At 38.5% G+C, this 17,355-nt stretch carries 15 protein-coding genes; 8 read left to right on the forward strand and 7 right to left on the reverse strand.

The window, feature by feature from the left end; genetic code table 11:
* Positions 1 to 35: 35 nt before the first annotated feature.
* The 5 genes from ACPF64_RS11725 to ACPF64_RS11745 form a co-directional block, all read right to left on the reverse strand.
* Positions 36 to 953 (reverse strand): LysR family transcriptional regulator, encoded by a 918-nt coding sequence (locus ACPF64_RS11725; protein ID WP_003651250.1) that lies wholly within the window; start codon positions 951 to 953, stop codon positions 36 to 38.
* Between the two features lie 101 nt (positions 954 to 1,054).
* The gene (locus ACPF64_RS11730) at positions 1,055 to 2,473 is read right to left on the reverse strand and encodes a PLP-dependent aminotransferase family protein (RefSeq protein ID WP_426453420.1); all 1,419 of its coding nucleotides are present in this window, start codon (positions 2,471 to 2,473) and stop codon (positions 1,055 to 1,057) included.
* A gap of 98 nt (positions 2,474 to 2,571) precedes the next feature.
* A complete protein-coding gene (locus ACPF64_RS11735; RefSeq protein WP_003651253.1) occupies positions 2,572 to 2,706 on the reverse strand; it encodes a hypothetical protein in 135 nt (44 codons plus the stop codon).
* A 15-nt stretch (positions 2,707 to 2,721) separates the two neighbouring features.
* Complete coding sequence (gene cydB / locus ACPF64_RS11740; protein WP_003651254.1) at positions 2,722 to 3,729, reverse strand: cytochrome d ubiquinol oxidase subunit II; 1,008 nt, start codon at positions 3,727 to 3,729, stop codon at positions 2,722 to 2,724.
* Entirely contained in the window at positions 3,722 to 5,167 is a 1,446-nt protein-coding gene (locus ACPF64_RS11745) for a cytochrome ubiquinol oxidase subunit I (protein ID WP_198078701.1), read from the reverse strand. Before ACPF64_RS11745 ends, cydB begins: the two co-directional genes overlap by 8 nt.
* A gap of 653 nt (positions 5,168 to 5,820) precedes the next feature.
* Here ACPF64_RS11745 and ACPF64_RS11750 point away from each other — a divergent pair.
* The 4 genes from ACPF64_RS11750 (at position 5,821) to ACPF64_RS11765 (ending at position 11,280) form a co-directional block, all read left to right on the forward strand.
* Positions 5,821 to 6,639: a hypothetical protein gene (locus ACPF64_RS11750; RefSeq protein ID WP_426453423.1), complete on the forward strand. Its 819-nt coding sequence runs from the start codon at positions 5,821 to 5,823 to the stop codon at positions 6,637 to 6,639.
* Between the two features lie 117 nt (positions 6,640 to 6,756).
* Positions 6,757 to 8,052: an acyl-CoA dehydrogenase family protein gene (locus ACPF64_RS11755; RefSeq protein WP_426453425.1), complete on the forward strand. Its 1,296-nt coding sequence runs from the start codon at positions 6,757 to 6,759 to the stop codon at positions 8,050 to 8,052.
* Positions 8,053 to 8,227: 175 nt separating this feature from the next.
* The gene (locus ACPF64_RS11760; RefSeq protein WP_000162425.1) at positions 8,228 to 9,619 is read left to right on the forward strand and encodes an LLM class flavin-dependent oxidoreductase; all 1,392 of its coding nucleotides are present in this window, start codon (positions 8,228 to 8,230) and stop codon (positions 9,617 to 9,619) included.
* Between the two features lie 194 nt (positions 9,620 to 9,813).
* The gene (locus ACPF64_RS11765) at positions 9,814 to 11,280 is read left to right on the forward strand and encodes an MFS transporter (protein ID WP_426453427.1); all 1,467 of its coding nucleotides are present in this window, start codon (positions 9,814 to 9,816) and stop codon (positions 11,278 to 11,280) included.
* A gap of 60 nt (positions 11,281 to 11,340) precedes the next feature.
* On the opposite strand, the gene ACPF64_RS11770 is transcribed toward ACPF64_RS11765, so the two are convergent.
* Positions 11,341 to 12,525, reverse strand: a complete 1,185-nt coding sequence (locus tag ACPF64_RS11770; protein ID WP_426453429.1) for a hypothetical protein — start codon at positions 12,523 to 12,525, stop codon at positions 11,341 to 11,343.
* 427 nt (positions 12,526 to 12,952) lie between these two features.
* Here ACPF64_RS11770 and tauA point away from each other — a divergent pair, with 427 nt between their 5' ends.
* Genes tauA through tauD form a run of 4 tightly spaced genes read left to right on the forward strand, consistent with a single transcriptional unit; the run spans position 12,953 to position 16,553 of the window.
* Positions 12,953 to 13,993 carry a taurine ABC transporter substrate-binding protein gene (gene tauA / locus ACPF64_RS11775; protein ID WP_426453431.1) on the forward strand — a complete coding sequence of 347 codons (1,041 nt, stop codon included), beginning with the start codon at positions 12,953 to 12,955 and terminating at the stop codon, positions 13,991 to 13,993.
* Between the two features lie 9 nt (positions 13,994 to 14,002).
* Entirely contained in the window at positions 14,003 to 14,797 is a 795-nt protein-coding gene (locus ACPF64_RS11780) for a taurine ABC transporter ATP-binding protein (protein WP_426453433.1), read from the forward strand.
* Positions 14,794 to 15,663, forward strand: coding sequence for a taurine ABC transporter permease TauC (gene tauC, locus ACPF64_RS11785; protein ID WP_231763585.1), 870 nt, complete (start codon positions 14,794 to 14,796; stop codon positions 15,661 to 15,663). Before ACPF64_RS11780 ends, tauC begins: the two co-directional genes overlap by 4 nt.
* A gap of 8 nt (positions 15,664 to 15,671) precedes the next feature.
* Positions 15,672 to 16,553 carry a taurine dioxygenase gene (tauD, locus tag ACPF64_RS11790; protein WP_426453436.1) on the forward strand — a complete coding sequence of 294 codons (882 nt, stop codon included), beginning with the start codon at positions 15,672 to 15,674 and terminating at the stop codon, positions 16,551 to 16,553.
* Between the two features lie 67 nt (positions 16,554 to 16,620).
* On the opposite strand, the gene ACPF64_RS11795 is transcribed toward tauD, so the two are convergent.
* Positions 16,621 to 17,355 carry an aspartate/glutamate racemase family protein gene (locus tag ACPF64_RS11795; RefSeq protein ID WP_426453438.1) on the reverse strand — a complete coding sequence of 245 codons (735 nt, stop codon included), beginning with the start codon at positions 17,353 to 17,355 and terminating at the stop codon, positions 16,621 to 16,623.

The following is a 17,355-nucleotide window of genomic DNA, read 5'->3' on the forward strand; positions in this document are numbered from 1 at the left end:
AGGGCTGTTGTTATACAAAACAACGGCCCTTATTTTTATCTTTTAAAATTAGAAGCAAACATACGACACTCAGCAATCAGTGCGAGTAAGTTTGGATCTCGTTCTTTACTTTTTAGAAAGACCAAACCAATTTCTTGTTGCATATGATATTGCTGTTTTAGGGGAATAAGCTTAACAGAGCTTTCATAAACCGCAGAAATACGACCCGGTAAAAGGGCAAAACCAACGCCAGAACTGACCATACTAATTAAGGTAAAAATATCGTTCACTTGCAAAGCAACTTTAGGAGAAAAACCTGCTTTTTTAAAAATAATATCGCTATCGTTATGGGTTGCGAAGCCTTTGGTTAAAGTGAGGAAGGTCTCTTCTTTTAATAAACTTAAATCAATGTCTTTAAACTCTGCATATTTAGAATCTTTGTTTACCGCCAGAAAAATATCATCTGAAAACATCGGCAAAATTTCAAAGTCATCATCTTGAGTGGTTTCATTGAGTGCCACAATAATCGCATCCAGCTCCGTTGCTTTAAGCTTTTTAACTAAGTCCTGATTTGAGCTCAGTAATAGTTGTATATCTAGTTCACTACGTCTGAGCTTAAGACCACTAATCACATTTGGAATTGTTTTGACAGTCAAAGAATACAGAGAACCTAAATGTAAAACTTTTGCCGCAAAGCCAGCAGCTTCTCTAGTCTTATTTACGGTTATAAAAATGTCCTGTACGATTTTTTGCGCCCGTTCTTCAAATACATAGGCACTTTTTAAAGGGATTAGATTACGTCCTTCATTTTTAAAAAGCGGGCAACGTAAAGCACTTTCTAAAGAGTGCAATGCTTTGTGAACACTAACATTGCTAAGCTCCATTTCTGTCGCTGTTTTAGATAAATTGCCACAGCGCATAAATGCTAAAAAAATCTGTATCTTTTTAAGGGTGAGTTCTTCATCAATTTCCATATTAATCCCTTGAACCTGTTTCCTTTAAAAATATAGATTTAAGCTATAAAGTTACCACAAAACCATCACTATAAAATTGTGCTTAGGTCGAAGTACTTTATTTAAGAAACAGCTTCAACTCTTTGTTGAATTGTCTTAATGATTTGTTCTAATGCACTTTGAATTTTAGGTGTCGATTCAAAAGAACAGTTGATTCTTAAATAATGCTGCTGCGCGGGTAAAACACTAAACAATGGGCTTGGAGCTACCCCAATGTTTTGTTGAATTAACTCTTCATAAATTTGCATACTATCTAAACTATTCGGCAGCTTAACCCAAAGAAAATAACCACTTGGGTAATAATACACTTCGCAAGATGGTGGTAGATTTTGCTTTAAATAATGATAAAACTGCTTTTTATAACGCTCAAGTGAAAGCCTGAGAGCACGTAAGTGCTTTTCATAGTGATGATGAGACAAAAACTCGACTAATGCATTTTGAATGAGTGCATTCACTGAAATGGTACTCATAAGTTGTAAGTGTTGAATATGGTCTGAAAACTTCCCCGCATAGACCCAACCTACTCGAAAACCTGCACCTAACGTTTTAGAAAAAGACGAGCAGTGGAGCACTAGATTTTGCTGATCAAAATACTTCATTGAAAAAGGTTTTTGTCCGCCATAAAACAGCTCTTCGTAGACATCATCTTCAATCAAATAAATCTGGTGCTCATGAAGCAATTTGGCAATTTTATATTTAATCTCATCGCTGACTGTAAACCCAATTGGATTATGGCTATTGAGCATGAGCCAACATACTTTAATTGGATAATTGTTAATGACCTGTTCAAAAGCTTCTAGATCAAAACCATGTTGAGGATGTTCAGGAATGGTAATAACTTTTAGCCCTAAACGTTCTGCTGCTTGCCAAGCTCCATAAAATACGTTTTGCTGTAATAAAATATAGTCGCCTGGTTGGGCAACTGCTTGTAAAGAAAGATTGAGCGCATCCAATCCTCCAGATGTAATGACAATGTCATCTGGGTCGGTTTGAATCCCTTGCATACAGTAGCGTTGAGCAATGAGTTTTCGTAAAGCTAAATTACCCGGAGGTAGGCTCGTAGTCTGGTCATAACTTTGTTTCTGGCGGGCAAGTTGCCCCATAATTTGAATGAGTTTTGGTGCATATAAAAGCTGACTATCGGGAAAGGCCGAACCAAAAGGGATGACAGACTCATGTTGAATCGATTTAAGATATTTAAAAACCAAAGAGTTAATTTCGATTTTAGAATTGAGTGAAACAACTGAATATTGTTCGAGTGGCTTTAGTGCAATTTGCTCGGCAACGAAGTATCCCGATTTTTCTTTGGAATAGATCAAACCTTGTGATTCAAGCTCTTGGTAAGCATTCATTACCGTCATTAAACTAAAACCAGAGCGTTGCACCTGATCTCTTAAAGAAGGTAACTTCTCGTGTGCATTTAAAGTGCCGCTCTCAATGAGTTGGCGAATGCTATGGGCAAGTTGTTCTGATTTATACATGTATTGGCTGCACGAAATGACAAAATGAAAGATGCACTTAATCAATAATAAATGCCGTTTGTAGAATCTACAAACGGCATTTGCTTATAAAAATAAGTTTACTTTAGGTAAGGGGCTGCATAAATCAATATCACTTTAAACAAACCAGCAATAACAGCTAATGCTAAAAAACCACCTAGCCATAGCAAAATAAACCATTGGGTTTGAGACAGTTTAGAAGATAAATTTTTCATAAAACCCTCCTAACTTTAATGATAGCCTTCATCACCTACACGTACTTTGTCACGGAATACCCAGTAAGACACAATAGTGTAAGCAATAATGATTGGAATCAGAATGAGCGCACCGACTAAAGCAAACAGTTGGCTTGAATGTGGAGCTGCGGCTTGCCAGATGGTGACTGATGGCGGAATAATATAAGGCCACAAACTAATCACAAAACCTGTAAATGCAAGGAAAACTAGGGCTAGCGTATATATAAAAGGTTTGAGGTCATGTTGCTGCTTTTTACACGCTGATAAAATCAGCCCAACAAACAATAAGACCAAAATAGGTACAGGACTAAAATAGAACAGATTCGGTAAAGAGAACCAGCGATCTGCAATTTCAGGATGAGTTAATGGTGTATATAGACTCACTCCACCAAAAATAATGAGCAGTGCAATAATCAGCTTTGGCATAAGCTCATACATACGTTGCTGCAAGCCTTTTTCGGTTTTTAAAATAAGCCATCCACATCCTAAAGTGGCATACATGGCAACTACACCAATACCAGTAAAGAAGGTAAATGGTGTCAACCAATCAAGTGATCCGCCAGAAAAAATACCATTGGTGGTTTTAATGCCTTGAATATAGGCACCCAAGATGATGCCTTGAAGGAAGCTAGTTAATACTGAACCCCAAATAAAAGCTAAGTCCCAAAGGTATTTGGTGCGATGAGCTTTAAAGCGGAATTCAAATGCGACTCCACGGAAAATTAAGGCAATTACCATAAAAATAATAGGTAAATACAGTGCCGATAAAACCGTTGAGTAAACTAGTGGAAATGCAGCATAGAGACCAGCTCCACCGAGTACCATCCATGTTTCGTTGCCATCCCAGACAGGGGCTACGGTATTCATCATCACGTCACGTTCTTGGCTGTTCTTAATGAAAGGGAACATGATCCCGATTCCTAAGTCAAAGCCATCCATGACGACATAAATCATGACACCTAAACCGATAATACCGACCCATATTAAAGAAAGATCAATCATGACGGTTCTCCCCAGAATTTTGTTTACTGTCAATGTTTTCATCGACAGCACTGAGTGGGCGCATTGGTGTTTTAAAGTGTCCAACACCGCCTGCTTCCATATTTGGCGTATCGATAAATACAGGGCCCTTATTAATCAGTTTTAATGTGTAGTAGATACCACTACCAAAAACGATGGTATATACCACTACAAAAATAAAGAGGCTAATGCCGACTTGTTCTGCCGATACAGTATGAGATAAACCATCTTTAGTTCGTAGGATGCCATATACCACCCATGGTTGACGGCCGACTTCAGTAGTCACCCAGCCTGCAAGCATGGCGATATAACCAGATGGCCCCATCACTAAAGCAAACTTATGGAACCATGAAGTTTCATAAAGTTTTCCACGCTTACGTAACCAAAGAGCAATTAAAGACAGCGTGACCATGAGTACGCCAAGCCCGACCATCACACGGAAGCTCCAGAAAACGATGGTTGAGTTTGGTCGATCTTCAGGTGCGAAGTCTTTTAAACCTGTAACTTGGCCATCTAAACTGTGAGTTAAAATTAAACTACCTAAATATGGAACACCCACTTCAAAATGGTTTCGTTCTTCTTTCATATCTGGAATTGCAAATAGTAACAGTGGCATAGGTTCATTGTGATTCGTTTCCCAATGACCTTCCATCGCTGCTAGTTTGGCTGGTTGATGCTCACGAGTATTTAAACCATGATTATCACCAATTACGACTTGCAAACATGAAGTTACAAGCACCATCCATAGACCCATCGAGAACGATTTTTTTACCAATTCATCACGACGGCCTTTCACTAAGTGCCATGCAGAAGTTCCTACGACTAATAAAGAAGAAACTAAAAAGGCTGCTGCACCCATATGGGCAAAGCGGTAAGGGAAGGATGGGTTAAAAACAATAGCGAACCAGTCTTTTGGCACAATAATGCCATTTTCTATAGCGAAGCCTTGAGGGGTCTGCATCCAGCTATTGGACGATAAAATCCAGAACATGGAAATACAGGTACCAATCGCAACCATAAGTGTGGCAAAGAAATGGGCTCTGGGACCGACACGTCCCCAACCAAACAACATAATGCCTAAGAAACCAGCTTCTAAAAAGAAGGCACTCAAGACTTCATAGGTAAGTAAAGGACCGGTAATACTTCCTGCAATACGAGAAAACTCACTCCAGTTGGTACCGAACTGATAACTCATGACCACGCCCGAGACCACACCCATACCAAAGGCAACGGCAAAGATCTTGATCCAGTATTTAAATAGATCTTTATAAATCGGGTTTTGGGTTCTTAACCACTTCCACTCTAAAACTGCTAAAAAGCAGGCAAGACCAATGGAGGTGGCTGGAAAAATAATATGAAAGGATACTGTGAAAGCAAATTGTATTCGTGCTAATTCTAAAGCGGTTAGACCGAGGCTCATATACATTCCCCCTGTGAACTAGCTGATGATGATTGATTGTGTTAAATACTTATTTTCAGGCAATAAAGTATTCTGACGATTGAACTTACTTCTGTGATAAATGTTCTTAGCAAGTAAAATGCCAGAAGGGCGAAGTAATATAATTGCTTGATATTTCAATAGAATAGACCGATTGATTGTTCTCAATCTGTTAACAAAGCTCATGCTTGATGTTGCATTTGTAAAAATGCATGTTGCATTGAAACATTGATGAAATATCTGACGATGAACCATAGATCGTTTCATGAAAACTACCTACCTTAAGAAGTTTTCTTAATCATGCACTCACTCATTTTGTATATGTAGATACAGAAATTTTTTATAAAACTATAACAGTCCGAAGTCATTATTATGGGTGCTATAGTTTTTTTTCAATTATCTGTAGCTATATATCCATTCATCTAAAGTCCAAAATAAAAATGAACAAGATTTATGGCTGACCAAAATCAATCTTCAAAAATACTATGAATGCGACTTTGGGTTTACATATGAGCACAGGATAAATTTCTTCTTGTCTATTCCCTTGTTGTTTTGTATGAGGTCTGGTTGTTACGTAGGTTATTAAAGACCTTGGTTTAAGTGTAGCTCTTCTAAAATAGCTTGGATGTTAAAAAATGTTTATTACTTCTCAACTCAATATCCTAAATAAAATTATTAAAAATCAGGCTATTCCATCACCTATAATGGCTCAATTAGAGCAGGCCTATGTTAATCTTGAAGCAACCTTATTAAGAGCAAAAGTCTTAAGAGACTTTTCTAAATCTCAAACTGTTTATTTAATTCAATCACATATTCATCCACAGCAAAGCAGTCTGGCTTATCTATTTTCACCTTTTGTTTTTGCTAACCTCAATAAGCCTGCTATTTATACAACACCAGCGACAAAGCCCGTTCTTGCTATTCTCAATAAATATTATCAAGCCGAAAAGAAAGTTTTTTTTAAAGTAGATGAAGTTCTTGAAAGTTTAAAAATATATCTAGATTTAGAATTATCAGAGTTGAGTGAAGTTGGGTTTATTTATTTAAGCTTAATCAAAGCGCTGTGCCGAAGTGATATCTCCACCATTTTTTTAATTACGAATTTAGATATAGACCTAGAGCATTTAGAAGAGCTTGCGTTGTTTTTAAAAGTCAAAATTTATTGGATTAATCCTCAACAAGATACTGATTTAAACGATCTAAATGATTTAGATATGCGTCAATTATTATTTAAAAATAAAGATGAAACCTATGTGAAATTGTGTGCCCAATTTGCCCAGCTAAATGCACAGCTTGTAGGCTTATGCGATACTTTCACCGCCTCTCAAATGACCCATTTAATTGATGATATGTTTTATTCGGAACATATTTTTGAGAAGTTATCTGTCTATTCAGAATATATGCAAACCTTATTGCAAAGTCAGCATAGTCTTAAAAAGAAAGAGATCGCTTAATGTTGGTAGGCATTTTCTGGCGTTATATGAAGAATGAATACTGTTATAAAAAAATAATCGTTTTCATGTGAAATAAATATTTTATGGTAAAAGCAAAGCAATATTGGTTTTACTTACATGACAAATCTAAATTTTGAGCATCATCTCGGTTCACTAACTCACGCTGCACTTAGTCAGGCCTCAATCATTTCTCGGGTATGGGGTGAAGGGCCTTCTGAACGTTATGATGAATTGGCAAAAAATTTCAGACCGACTTTTGCTCGCATTAAAGAAGGGGCTTTAATCCGTGAGCAACAGCATATTTTGCCGTATGAACAACTTCAGTGGCTCAAAGATATTGGTTTTACACGGTTACGACTTCCTAAAGCACATGGTGGCTTTGAGGCAACTATTCCTGAACTATTTGCATTGTTAATTGAACTTGCAGAAGCAGACTCAAATTTACCGCAAGCGTTGCGTGTGCACTTCGGTTTTACTGAAGATGTGTTAGTCAGCAAAAATAAAGCGTTTCAACAGCGTTGGCTCAGCCGAATTGCACAAGGGGAAACGGTTGGCAGTGCATGGTCCGAGGGTGGGAAAGAGTCAATCGATCAATTCGAAACTCATTTGTATCGAGATGCTGACGGAAAAATTCGAGTTAAAGGTCAAAAATACTACACCACAGGTAGCCTATATGCGGACTGGGTTGATGTTGGTGTAACAGATTTAAATGGGGAATCTGGCTCAGTCGTTGTGCGCCGTGAAGATGAAGGCGTTGAAATTGTAGATGACTGGAATGGCTTTGGTCAGCAACTCACTGCAAGTGGTACGGCATATTTCCATGACGTATTGGTTAATGAAACCGAAATCTTACCTGATGATGATCGTTTTAAATATTCGGCTGCCTATTATCAACTTGTGCAACTGGCAATCATTACTGGTTTAGGACGAGCTGCGACATATGAGGTTTCACAAGCTGTTGCTAAACGTACCCGAAACTACACGCATGCGAATGCCCAATTTGTAAAACAGGACCCGCAAATTTTACAAGTAGTGGGACAAATTCGTGGCGCTGCTTATAGTGCAGGAGCGATTGTTGAAAAAGTTGCACGCAGCTTACAGCGCGCTTACTTGGCAGCATTTCAAAATAATGAGCAGCTTGAAGAAGAGCAAAATGCACTTGCCGAGCTTGAAAGTGCACAGTCTCAAACAGTTATTACCGATTTAATCTTAAACGCATCTACAATTCTATTTGATGCATTAGGTGCTTCAGCAACAGACAAAGATTTAGGTCTAGATCGATACTGGCGAAATGTACGAACCTTATCTTCACACAACCCAAGAGTGTTTAAAAATCGAATAGTAGGTGATTTTAGTGTGAATGGAACATTACCGCCTTATCAGTGGCGAATTGGTAACGTTGCTAAACAATAATTTAAAATTTTAGATATTAAGCTGCTAGTTTTAGCGGCTTAATATTATTTTTGTTTTTAAAATAATTTATAAAAACCTATTAGAATAAAATCATATTTTGTTTGGGATTTATATTATAAAGAATAGATAAAAATTGTTTTAGTATAAAAGTAATTAAAATGCTGGTTGATATTTTATGACTAAGAAGATTAGTTTTAATGCTTTTGAAATGAATTGTATTGCACATCAATCTCCTGGATTATGGCGACATCCCCAAGATCGCTCTGTTGAATATAAAGATTTAGAATATTGGACAGATTTAGCACAAATTTTGGAACGCGGTTTTTTTGACGGTATTTTTATTGCAGATGTGTTGGGGATTTATGATGTTTACCATCAGAGTGCTGAACATGCCTTAACAGGCGCAGTACAAGTTCCGGTCAATGATCCATTACAGATAGTACCTGCCATGGCGGCAGTCACAAAGCACTTGGGCTTTGGCGTCACGACTTCTATTTCCTTTGAGCATCCTTATCCTTTTGCTAGACGTATTAGTACCCTAGACCATTTAACCAAAGGACGGGTTGGATGGAATATCGTGACTTCTTATTTAGAAAGTGGTTCAAAAAACTTAGGCCTAAAAACTCAGGTCAATCATGACAATCGTTATGATATTGCTGATGAGTATTTAGAAGTGCTTTATAAACTTTGGGAAGGTTCTTGGGAAGAAGGTTCGGTACTTCGTGACCGTGAAAGCGGTATCTTTGCTGACCATAAAAAAGTGCATCCAATTCAGCATGAAGGTAAATACTTTACTGTACCGGGCATCCATATTTGTGAGCCATCACCACAGCGGACGCCTGTACTTTATCAAGCAGGTGCTTCCTCACGCGGGCAGAAGTTTGCCAGCCAAAATGCCGAATGCGTATTCATTGCAGCACCGTCTAAAATTGCTACTAAAAAAGTCGTGCAAGGCATTCGCCAAAAACTGGCTCAAGAAGGCCGCGACCCGTACTCAGTTAAAATTTATGCGCTCTTGTCTATTGTAACCGACGAAACCGATGCAAAAGCTCAGGCTAAGTTTAAAGAATATCAAAGCTATGGAAGCTATGATGGAGCTTTAACGTTGCTGTCTGGCTGGTCTGGTGTGGACTTCTCACAATACCAACCAACTGACAAAGTTGAATATATTCAAACCAATGCTATTCAATCTTTATTAGACTCTTATGTAAATGCAGATCCAGAGCGTGTATGGACGATTGAGGAAATTGCAAACTGGAACAGCTTAGGTGGTAATGGCCCAGTATTGGTGGGTTCGGCAGAAACAGTTTCCGATGCCCTACAGCAGTGGGTTGAAGATACCGATGTTGATGGCTTTAATCTAGCCTATATTTTGGCTCATCAAACCTTTGCCGATGTAGTTGAGTTTATTGTTCCAGAGTTACAAAAACGAGGGGTATATCAAACTTCGTACGCACAAGGGACATTAAGAGAAAAATTATTTGGTGCAGGTCCTTATTTACCTGAAAATCACCGCGGTGCTAAATATCGCAATCTAAAAGAATTAAAACTTGCTGAGGCGAGTTAATTTTTTTGAAAGCCTTTAAATAAATAGCTGGTTAAATACCAGCTTTTATTTTGTCTTTTTATATCGGTTTTATTGCTGAGTTAATAATGAAAAAATAATTCTATAATTCAGATTAAAACATCAGATTAATTTGTTTTTGTATTATGTGAATAATCATTATTTTGTTTCTGTTATTAAAATTCAGGAATTATTAAGTGAGCACACAAGAACTCGATCATAACCACCGTTATGAAATTAAATCTCCCGATGATGTTTCACAATTAATTTCCAAATTTGCAGGGAAGGGTAAGTCTAATAAAGTCATTTGGTTGGCACTGATTGGTGTGTTTATTGATGCCTATGATTTAACAACACTCTCTTTCGGTATTGAGCAAGTCATCTCAGAGTTTTCTTTAAGTCCCGTTATGACTGGTGTGGTGGCTTCAGCAATTGTCTGTGGAACCATTGTAGGTAATTTAATTGGCGGTTGGCTAACGGATAAAATCGGCCGTTATCGAGTGTTTATGGCTGACATGGTGCTATTTGTCATTGCGGCAATTGTCGCAGGCTTTGCACCAAATGTTTGGGTTTTAATTTTAGCCAGATTTATTATGGGAATTAGTGTGGGGATTGATCTGCCTGTGGCAATGTCCTACTTATCTGAATTTTCCAAGTTTAACGGCAGTAGCAATAAAGCTGCCCGTTTAGCGGCATGGTGCCCAATGTGGTATGCGGCTTCTTCTGTCTGCTTTGGTCTGGTTTTAGTGCTTTATTTTCTTTTACCGCCTGAACATAGCAACTGGTTATGGCGAGCATCTTTAATTTTTGGAGCGGTACCTGCGCTACTCATTATTTTTATTCGTGGTAAATATTTAACCGAGTCACCAATCTGGCTTGCCAACCAAGGTGATTTAAAAGGGGCAGCTAAAGTTCTACAAGAGTCTTATGCAATTAATGCCGTTGCAACAGTCGAAAAAGTAGAAAGAACGGCTGAAAAGAAAAAGCGTGAGGGTTTTGCGGTTTTATTCAATAAAACTTATTTGCCAAGAACCATAGTAGCGATTGTGATTCACATTTCGGTGGCATTTCAGTACACCACTATTGCCTTCTTTTTACCTTCGATTTTGACACGGTTCTTTCATACAGATGTTTTGACGACCATTACCACCACACTTGGACTCAATTTATTGTTTGCATTTACGGGTGGACTATTAGGTGTGTTCGTCGCCAGCAGATTTAAATCTCGTCATGTGCTACTCACAGGTTTTTTACTTCAGTTTATTGCCCTCATTGCATTGGCATTAATTGGTGAACCCAGTAATAGCTTTTTACTCTACACCGCTATTGGAATGCTAGGTTTGTGGCTCTTTGCTGAAGGTTTTGGGCCAGGTGCGCAAATGATGGTTTATCCAACTATGGCTTATCCTGCTTCGATTCGTGGTGTTGGTGTCGGGTTTAACCGTGCCATAACTGGTGTTGCTCAAGCAATTGCTTTGTTTGTTTTACCAATCTGGATGGCGGGTTATAAAACCGATGTTTATCTGATTATTTCTATCTTTGCGTTTATTCCTTTAATTGTGATTGGACTACTGATTAAGTTTGAGCCTACCGCTCAAGATGTCGATGTTATCGATGAAGATAAAACAGAACTTCCTCTCAATAATTCACCAGTAATAGACTAGAGTAAAAATAAATCTCTAAATAAAATAAAGGCCAACATCTGTTGGCCTTTATTTTGTGGGTTAGAAATAATAAGCAAAAATCACAAACGCTTTTTTATTCCATTTATCGTTAGTTCCACCAGCTGCAAGACCTTCGCTATCGCCTAAATATGGATCATGTTTGCCAATCAACAACTCGGCTTGTACCGTCAATTTTTGATAGTTAAACGCAATGCCGGGAATAAAACGGGTGGAGTCTTTAAAGCCATCTTGTTCTTTTCGATAAGAACTATAGTTTAGGTACGGACGAACAGAGGTAATCGGGCCAAACTGCTGAGGAAATAAATAGCTCAGTTCGGCTGAATAAATCTGACCTTTGGTTGCTGAGTTAAATGAATAATCGAAACCACCCAAAGTTAGATGATCTTTATATTGGGTGTCGGCATTATCAATGTCTTGATAACCAGCCAAAAGCTGTAAATTCCATTGGTTATAATTGGTATTGCTAAAAACTGAATAGACTTGGCGGTCGCCATCTTGTCCTGAACGTTTGTTTTCAATGGTGGAATACCATGCAGAGGCACCAAGTTGGGTAGAGAAATTTTCTTGCCCTAGAACATTTTTAAAGGTGTGAGCGCCTCGAACAACAATGGAGTTCTTTTCTTTGGTATTGGTGCCTTGTGGTACTGAGTCATCCGCATTGACAGGGTTGATACTAAATCGACTTGAGTCTTTGCTTTTACCTCTATAGGTACCACCGTCGGTAGGGTAAAAGGCGAGTTGTGCTTCATTGATTCCATCATTGAAGTCATATTTCACCCCTAGGTTGTGTACATCTTCCCAACCTGCACTATTGGCAATCCCTAAATAATAAGTATTTCCCCAAAAGCGACCCAAGCCAAAAGGAACGGGGTTTAAGCCAGCAATAATTTTACTGTTGTCATTAATTTTATAACCCAACCACGCATCGGTAAGCCAATTGGCATCGCCTAAACGCCCGTAATATTCATAGACCCGATAATCTAAACGACCAATCCATTTCGGGGAGTTGTAGTCTAACCATAATACTGCGTCGTTAAAGGAAAATTTGCTCGTAGAAGGTTCAGAGTCAAAATCATAAACATATTTAGCCCGAACAGTACCACTCACTTTAAGTTGGCCTTCTTCAGCATTACCAAAGGTAAGGGCTGCATGACTTGAAAGGCTGAATGTAATTAAAGTCGTTGCGATGAATATTTTTTTGAAAGTTTTAGAATGTTTAAACAAAAGATTCTTTCTCCTCTTAAAAAATAAAAATTAAATTTGCCTCATGTATAAACCAGAAAAAGATTTGTCCAAATCTCAATATTTGCAGAAGATTAAAGATAAAAAGATAATAAAATCTGTACTTTATATAAAAGAATGAAAATTAATTAGATACAAAACTCTGGTTGCGATAAGCAAAAACAAAAATGATAAAATAATTAGAGGATGTATGTCAGGTGTTCATCATCATGTATTTTTTGAATATCGTTTTTAATTATTGATATATAAGTATTTTAATTTTACCTCTAAGTTGTAAGTTTGTTTGATGTTTGCTTTTTACTAAAAGATAAAAACTTATAAGGAAAAGTTATTTATAAAAACCTGATAAGCAACTCATATTTTTTTATTTTTCATTATAAAGGCGGCTGCATACCATGGGCTTATATTATTGAAAGATCATGAAATTATGAGCACAAAGACCAAACCGTTGATTATCACGGCAATTGTGGTTGTAGCAATTGTTGCATTTATCGTATGGCAAAATAAGAAAGACAATAATACAAGTGCTTCAGTTGGTGACAGCAAACCCGTAATCATTGCTTATCAAACAGGGGTTGACCCAAGCAAAGTGGCGCAAGCAAATGGGGAATATGAAAAGCATAGTCAACGTACCATTCAATGGAAAAAATTTGATGCCGGCTCAGACGTTGTAAACGCTCTGGCTTCAGGCGATGTTGTGCTTGGCAATATTGGATCAAGCCCACTTGCAGCTGCGGCAAGCCGTGATTTACCGATAGAAGTATTTTTAATTACGTCAAAACTTGGTGCATCTGAAGCATTGGTGGTAAGTAATAAATCAGGCATTAAAAGCCCTCAAGATTTAATTGGCAAAACTATTGCTGTACCGTTTGTGTCAACCACACATTACAGCCTATTGTCTGCGCTTAAACATTGGAACATTCCAGAAGACAAAGTAAAAATTATTAACTTGCGTCCACCTGAAATTTCAGCTGCTTGGGAACGTGGTGATATTGATGCTGCCTATGTATGGGAACCTGCATTAAGTAAAGCTAAAGCATCTGGCACGGTTTTAACCGACTCAAAACAAGTGGGTGAATGGGGTGCTCCAACCTACGACTTATGGGTGGTACGTAAAGATTTTGCAGAGAAAAATCCTGATTTCCTAAAAACTTTTGTTAAAACCACACTTGAGCAATTAGAAAAATATAACCAAGAACCAGCTACTTACGTTAAAAATGCCGATAACGTTGAGAAAATTGCTCAGTTAACAGGTTCTGATCCAAAAGATATCCCGCTTTTATTAAGTGGAAATATTTACCTAGATCATGCTCATCAAAAACAAACTTTAGATGGTGAATTTGCGCAAAATATTTTTGATACAGCGAAATTCTTAAAAGGTCAGGGCAAAGTCGACCAACTTAAAGCCGATTATAAAGGCAATGTGAACTCTTCATTTTTGCAGCCTTAAGGAGTTGTCATGAGTGTATTAGAAGCCAAACATATTCATCTGACTTTTCCTAAACAGCAAAAGCCAGTTTTACAAGACATTAACCTAACGATTGAAGAAGGTTCTTTAACTGTCATTTTAGGTGAGTCGGGATGTGGCAAAACAACTTTGCTTAATATCTTGGCTGGTTTTCAAAAGCCAAGTTCCGGTGATGTGCTTGTAAATCATGAAGTCGTAAATGGACCAGATGTAACCCGCGCTGTGGTGTTTCAGGATCATGCATTACTTCCTTGGTTGAATGTTGCAGATAATGTTGGCTTCGCTTTGCAGTTAAAAGGTTTAAAGCGTGCGGATATCGAAGTGCAAGTGAAAGCAATTTTAAAAATTGTAGGTTTAAGTCACGTTGAAAAAGCCAATATTTGGGAACTTTCCGGTGGTATGAAACAACGTGTTGGTATCGCCAGAGCTTTGATTAGTCATGCGCCGTTTATTTTATTAGATGAACCTTTTGCAGCACTCGATGCTTTTACCCGTGAAAACATGCAGCAGTTAGTGCTTGATTTATGGATTCAGCAAAATAAAAGCTTCTTTTTAATTACTCATGACATTGAAGAAGCATTGTTGCTGAGCAATCAGTTAGTTCTGATGACAGCGCATCCAGGCAAAATTGTAGAAACTTTACATCTTGATTTTGCTAAACGATATCGTCAGGGTGAGTCTATTCGCTCAATTAAATCGGACCCTCAATTTATTCAGCTTAGAGAACAGCTATTTGAAAGTTTAAGGGCACAAAAACAAAGCGGTAAGGAGGCGTTAACAACATGAGCACTAAAGATAACGTCTATGAATATGACAAAGCAGGGCTAAAACTTAAGCCAGATGTGCAAACAGAAAATCCTTCATTTTTATCGTCATTTTTTGAGAAACATCGAACTCTGGCGGTAAGCATAATCAGTGTGGGAAGTGTGGTTGCGCTCTGGTTTCTCATTACTGCTTTGCATATCGTACCTGAACTGTTTTTACCTAGCCCACAGGCAGTATGGCAAAAATTTATATCGGTAAGCCAAGAAGGCTTTATGAAGGCTACTTTGTGGCAACACTTAGCAGCCAGTATCTCTCGTGTGTTTTTGGCTTTGATTGCTGCTGTGGTGATTGGTGTTCCGCTGGGTTTATGGATGGGTCTGAACAAATGGGTACGTGCAGTTTTAGATCCTTTGGTTGAATTATTACGTCCAATTCCACCGTTAGCTTATTTGCCGTTACTTGTAATTTGGTTTGGTATTGGCGAAACCACAAAAGTACTTTTGATTTTCTTCTCGATTTTGGCGCCTGTCATTATTAGTAGTGCGCATGGCGTGTTAAGCCATCAATTGAATCGTGAACGAGCTGCCTTGTCGCTAGGAGCAAGTCAGTCACAAGTCTTTTGGCATGTCATTTTGCCAACAGCTTTACCTCATATTATTACCGGTATCCGTATTGGTCTCGGGGTAGGTTGGTCAACATTAGTTGCAGCAGAGTTGGTTGCAGCGGACCGCGGTATTGGTTTTATGGTGCAGTCGGCCGCGCAGTTCTTAATTACCGATACGGTGATTTTGGGCATTATTGTGATTGCGATTGTCGCAGTTAGTTTTGAGCTGTTTTTACGTTGGTTACAAAAACAGTTTTCTCCTTGGTATGGTCAGCAGTTGTAGTAAAGAAGATGAATACAGTAGTAGCAAACTTAAATATTGAAGTGATCAAGCCTACCATTGGCGCAATTATTCACGATATTGATTTGAATGCGTTAAATGAACAGACAACGCAACAAATCCAGCAGGCTTTGCTTGATCATCAGGTTATTTTTTTTCGAAAGCAACAATTAGCACCGCAAGCACAAGCAGACTTGGCACGTAGTTTTGGTAGCTTACATGTACACCCGATTTATCCTTCAATTGAAGATGTACCTGAAGTGATGGTGCTCGACAGTTGGAAACAAGATTTGCGTGACAATGAACTCTGGCATACAGACGTGACTTTTAGCAAAAATCCACCATTAGGGTGCGTGTTGCAAGCCATTAAAATTCCACCTGTAGGTGGCGATACGTTATGGTCAAGTAATACAGCAGCTTTTAAAGGGCTTCCGCTCGAACTACAGCAGAAATTACGTGGCTTAACTGCAACACACGATATTCGTAAGTCTTTTCCACTTGAGCGTTTTGCCCATAACGAAGAAGACCGTGAAAAGCTTTTGCAAACATTTAAACGTAACCCACCAGTGGTTCACCCAGTGGTGCGTACCCATCCGGTCACAGGTGAACCTCTGTTGTTTGTAAGTGAAGGCTTTACCACTCGAATTAATGAGTTACCCGAGCAAGAAAGCGAGCAGTTGCTTAATTTCTTGTTTGAACATGCGACCCAAGAGCAGTTTCATTTGCGTTGGAAATGGCAAGATGGTGACGTAGCGATTTGGGATAACCGTTGCACGCAACATAAAGCATTATTTGATTATGGCGATGCACATCGCATTATGCACCGTGCAACCATTAATGGTGATGTGCCATTTTATAAAAAAGAACAACAGCCAGAGTTAGTCGAGGTTTGATTCTTTTAATTATTCTTTGTTTCAATTCCAACACAGTGTTTTGAGTTGGAATTGAAACAATAACTCTTTAGCGCATTCCAAAACCTGACAATATGCCTGTGTAGTTCTTTGCAGGAGGTGGGGCCCAATCACCAACTTTGCTGGTCTTTAAATTTAACTGAACCAACATTTCTGCTTGTTTAACTGCCGCTGTAACACCGTCAATAACTATTACACCTAACTCATTTTTTAGCTTTAGACATAAATCACTCATACCTGCACAGCCTAAAATAATCGCATCGCTTTTATCTTCAGCGAGTGCTTTTGCGCATTCATCTCGTATGGTTCGATAAGCATCTGAGTCAGGAAGCTCCAACTCTTCAACTGCGATGTGACAAGCTCGAACATTTTTACAAAAGGGCTGAGCCCCATAGCGATTAGCCAGATGCCAACTCATATTCACTGTCCGCTGTAATGTTGTGATTACACTAAACCCAGTACTTACATAACTTGCGGTACGCATAGCTGCTTCAGCAATCCCAATCACAGGTGCCGAAGTGATTTCACGGGCAGCATAAAGCGCAGGGTCACCAAAACAGGCAATAATATAGGCATCTACATTTAGCTGTTCACCTTGTCGGATTTCCTCCAGCACACCTACTGCACTTAATGCTTCATCATAATAACTTTCAATCGTTGCAGGGCCCATTTGAGGACTGACTGCAATAATTTGAGTATCAGTCCCTGCGACTATCTTTGCAGAAGCAGCAATTTTGTCTGTCATGCTTTGAGTGGTATTGGGGTTAATAATTTTAATTTTCAT

Source organism: Acinetobacter sp. KB005, assembly GCF_049949095.1.
In the GTDB taxonomy this organism is placed as follows: Bacteria; Pseudomonadota; Gammaproteobacteria; order Pseudomonadales; family Moraxellaceae; genus Acinetobacter; species Acinetobacter calcoaceticus.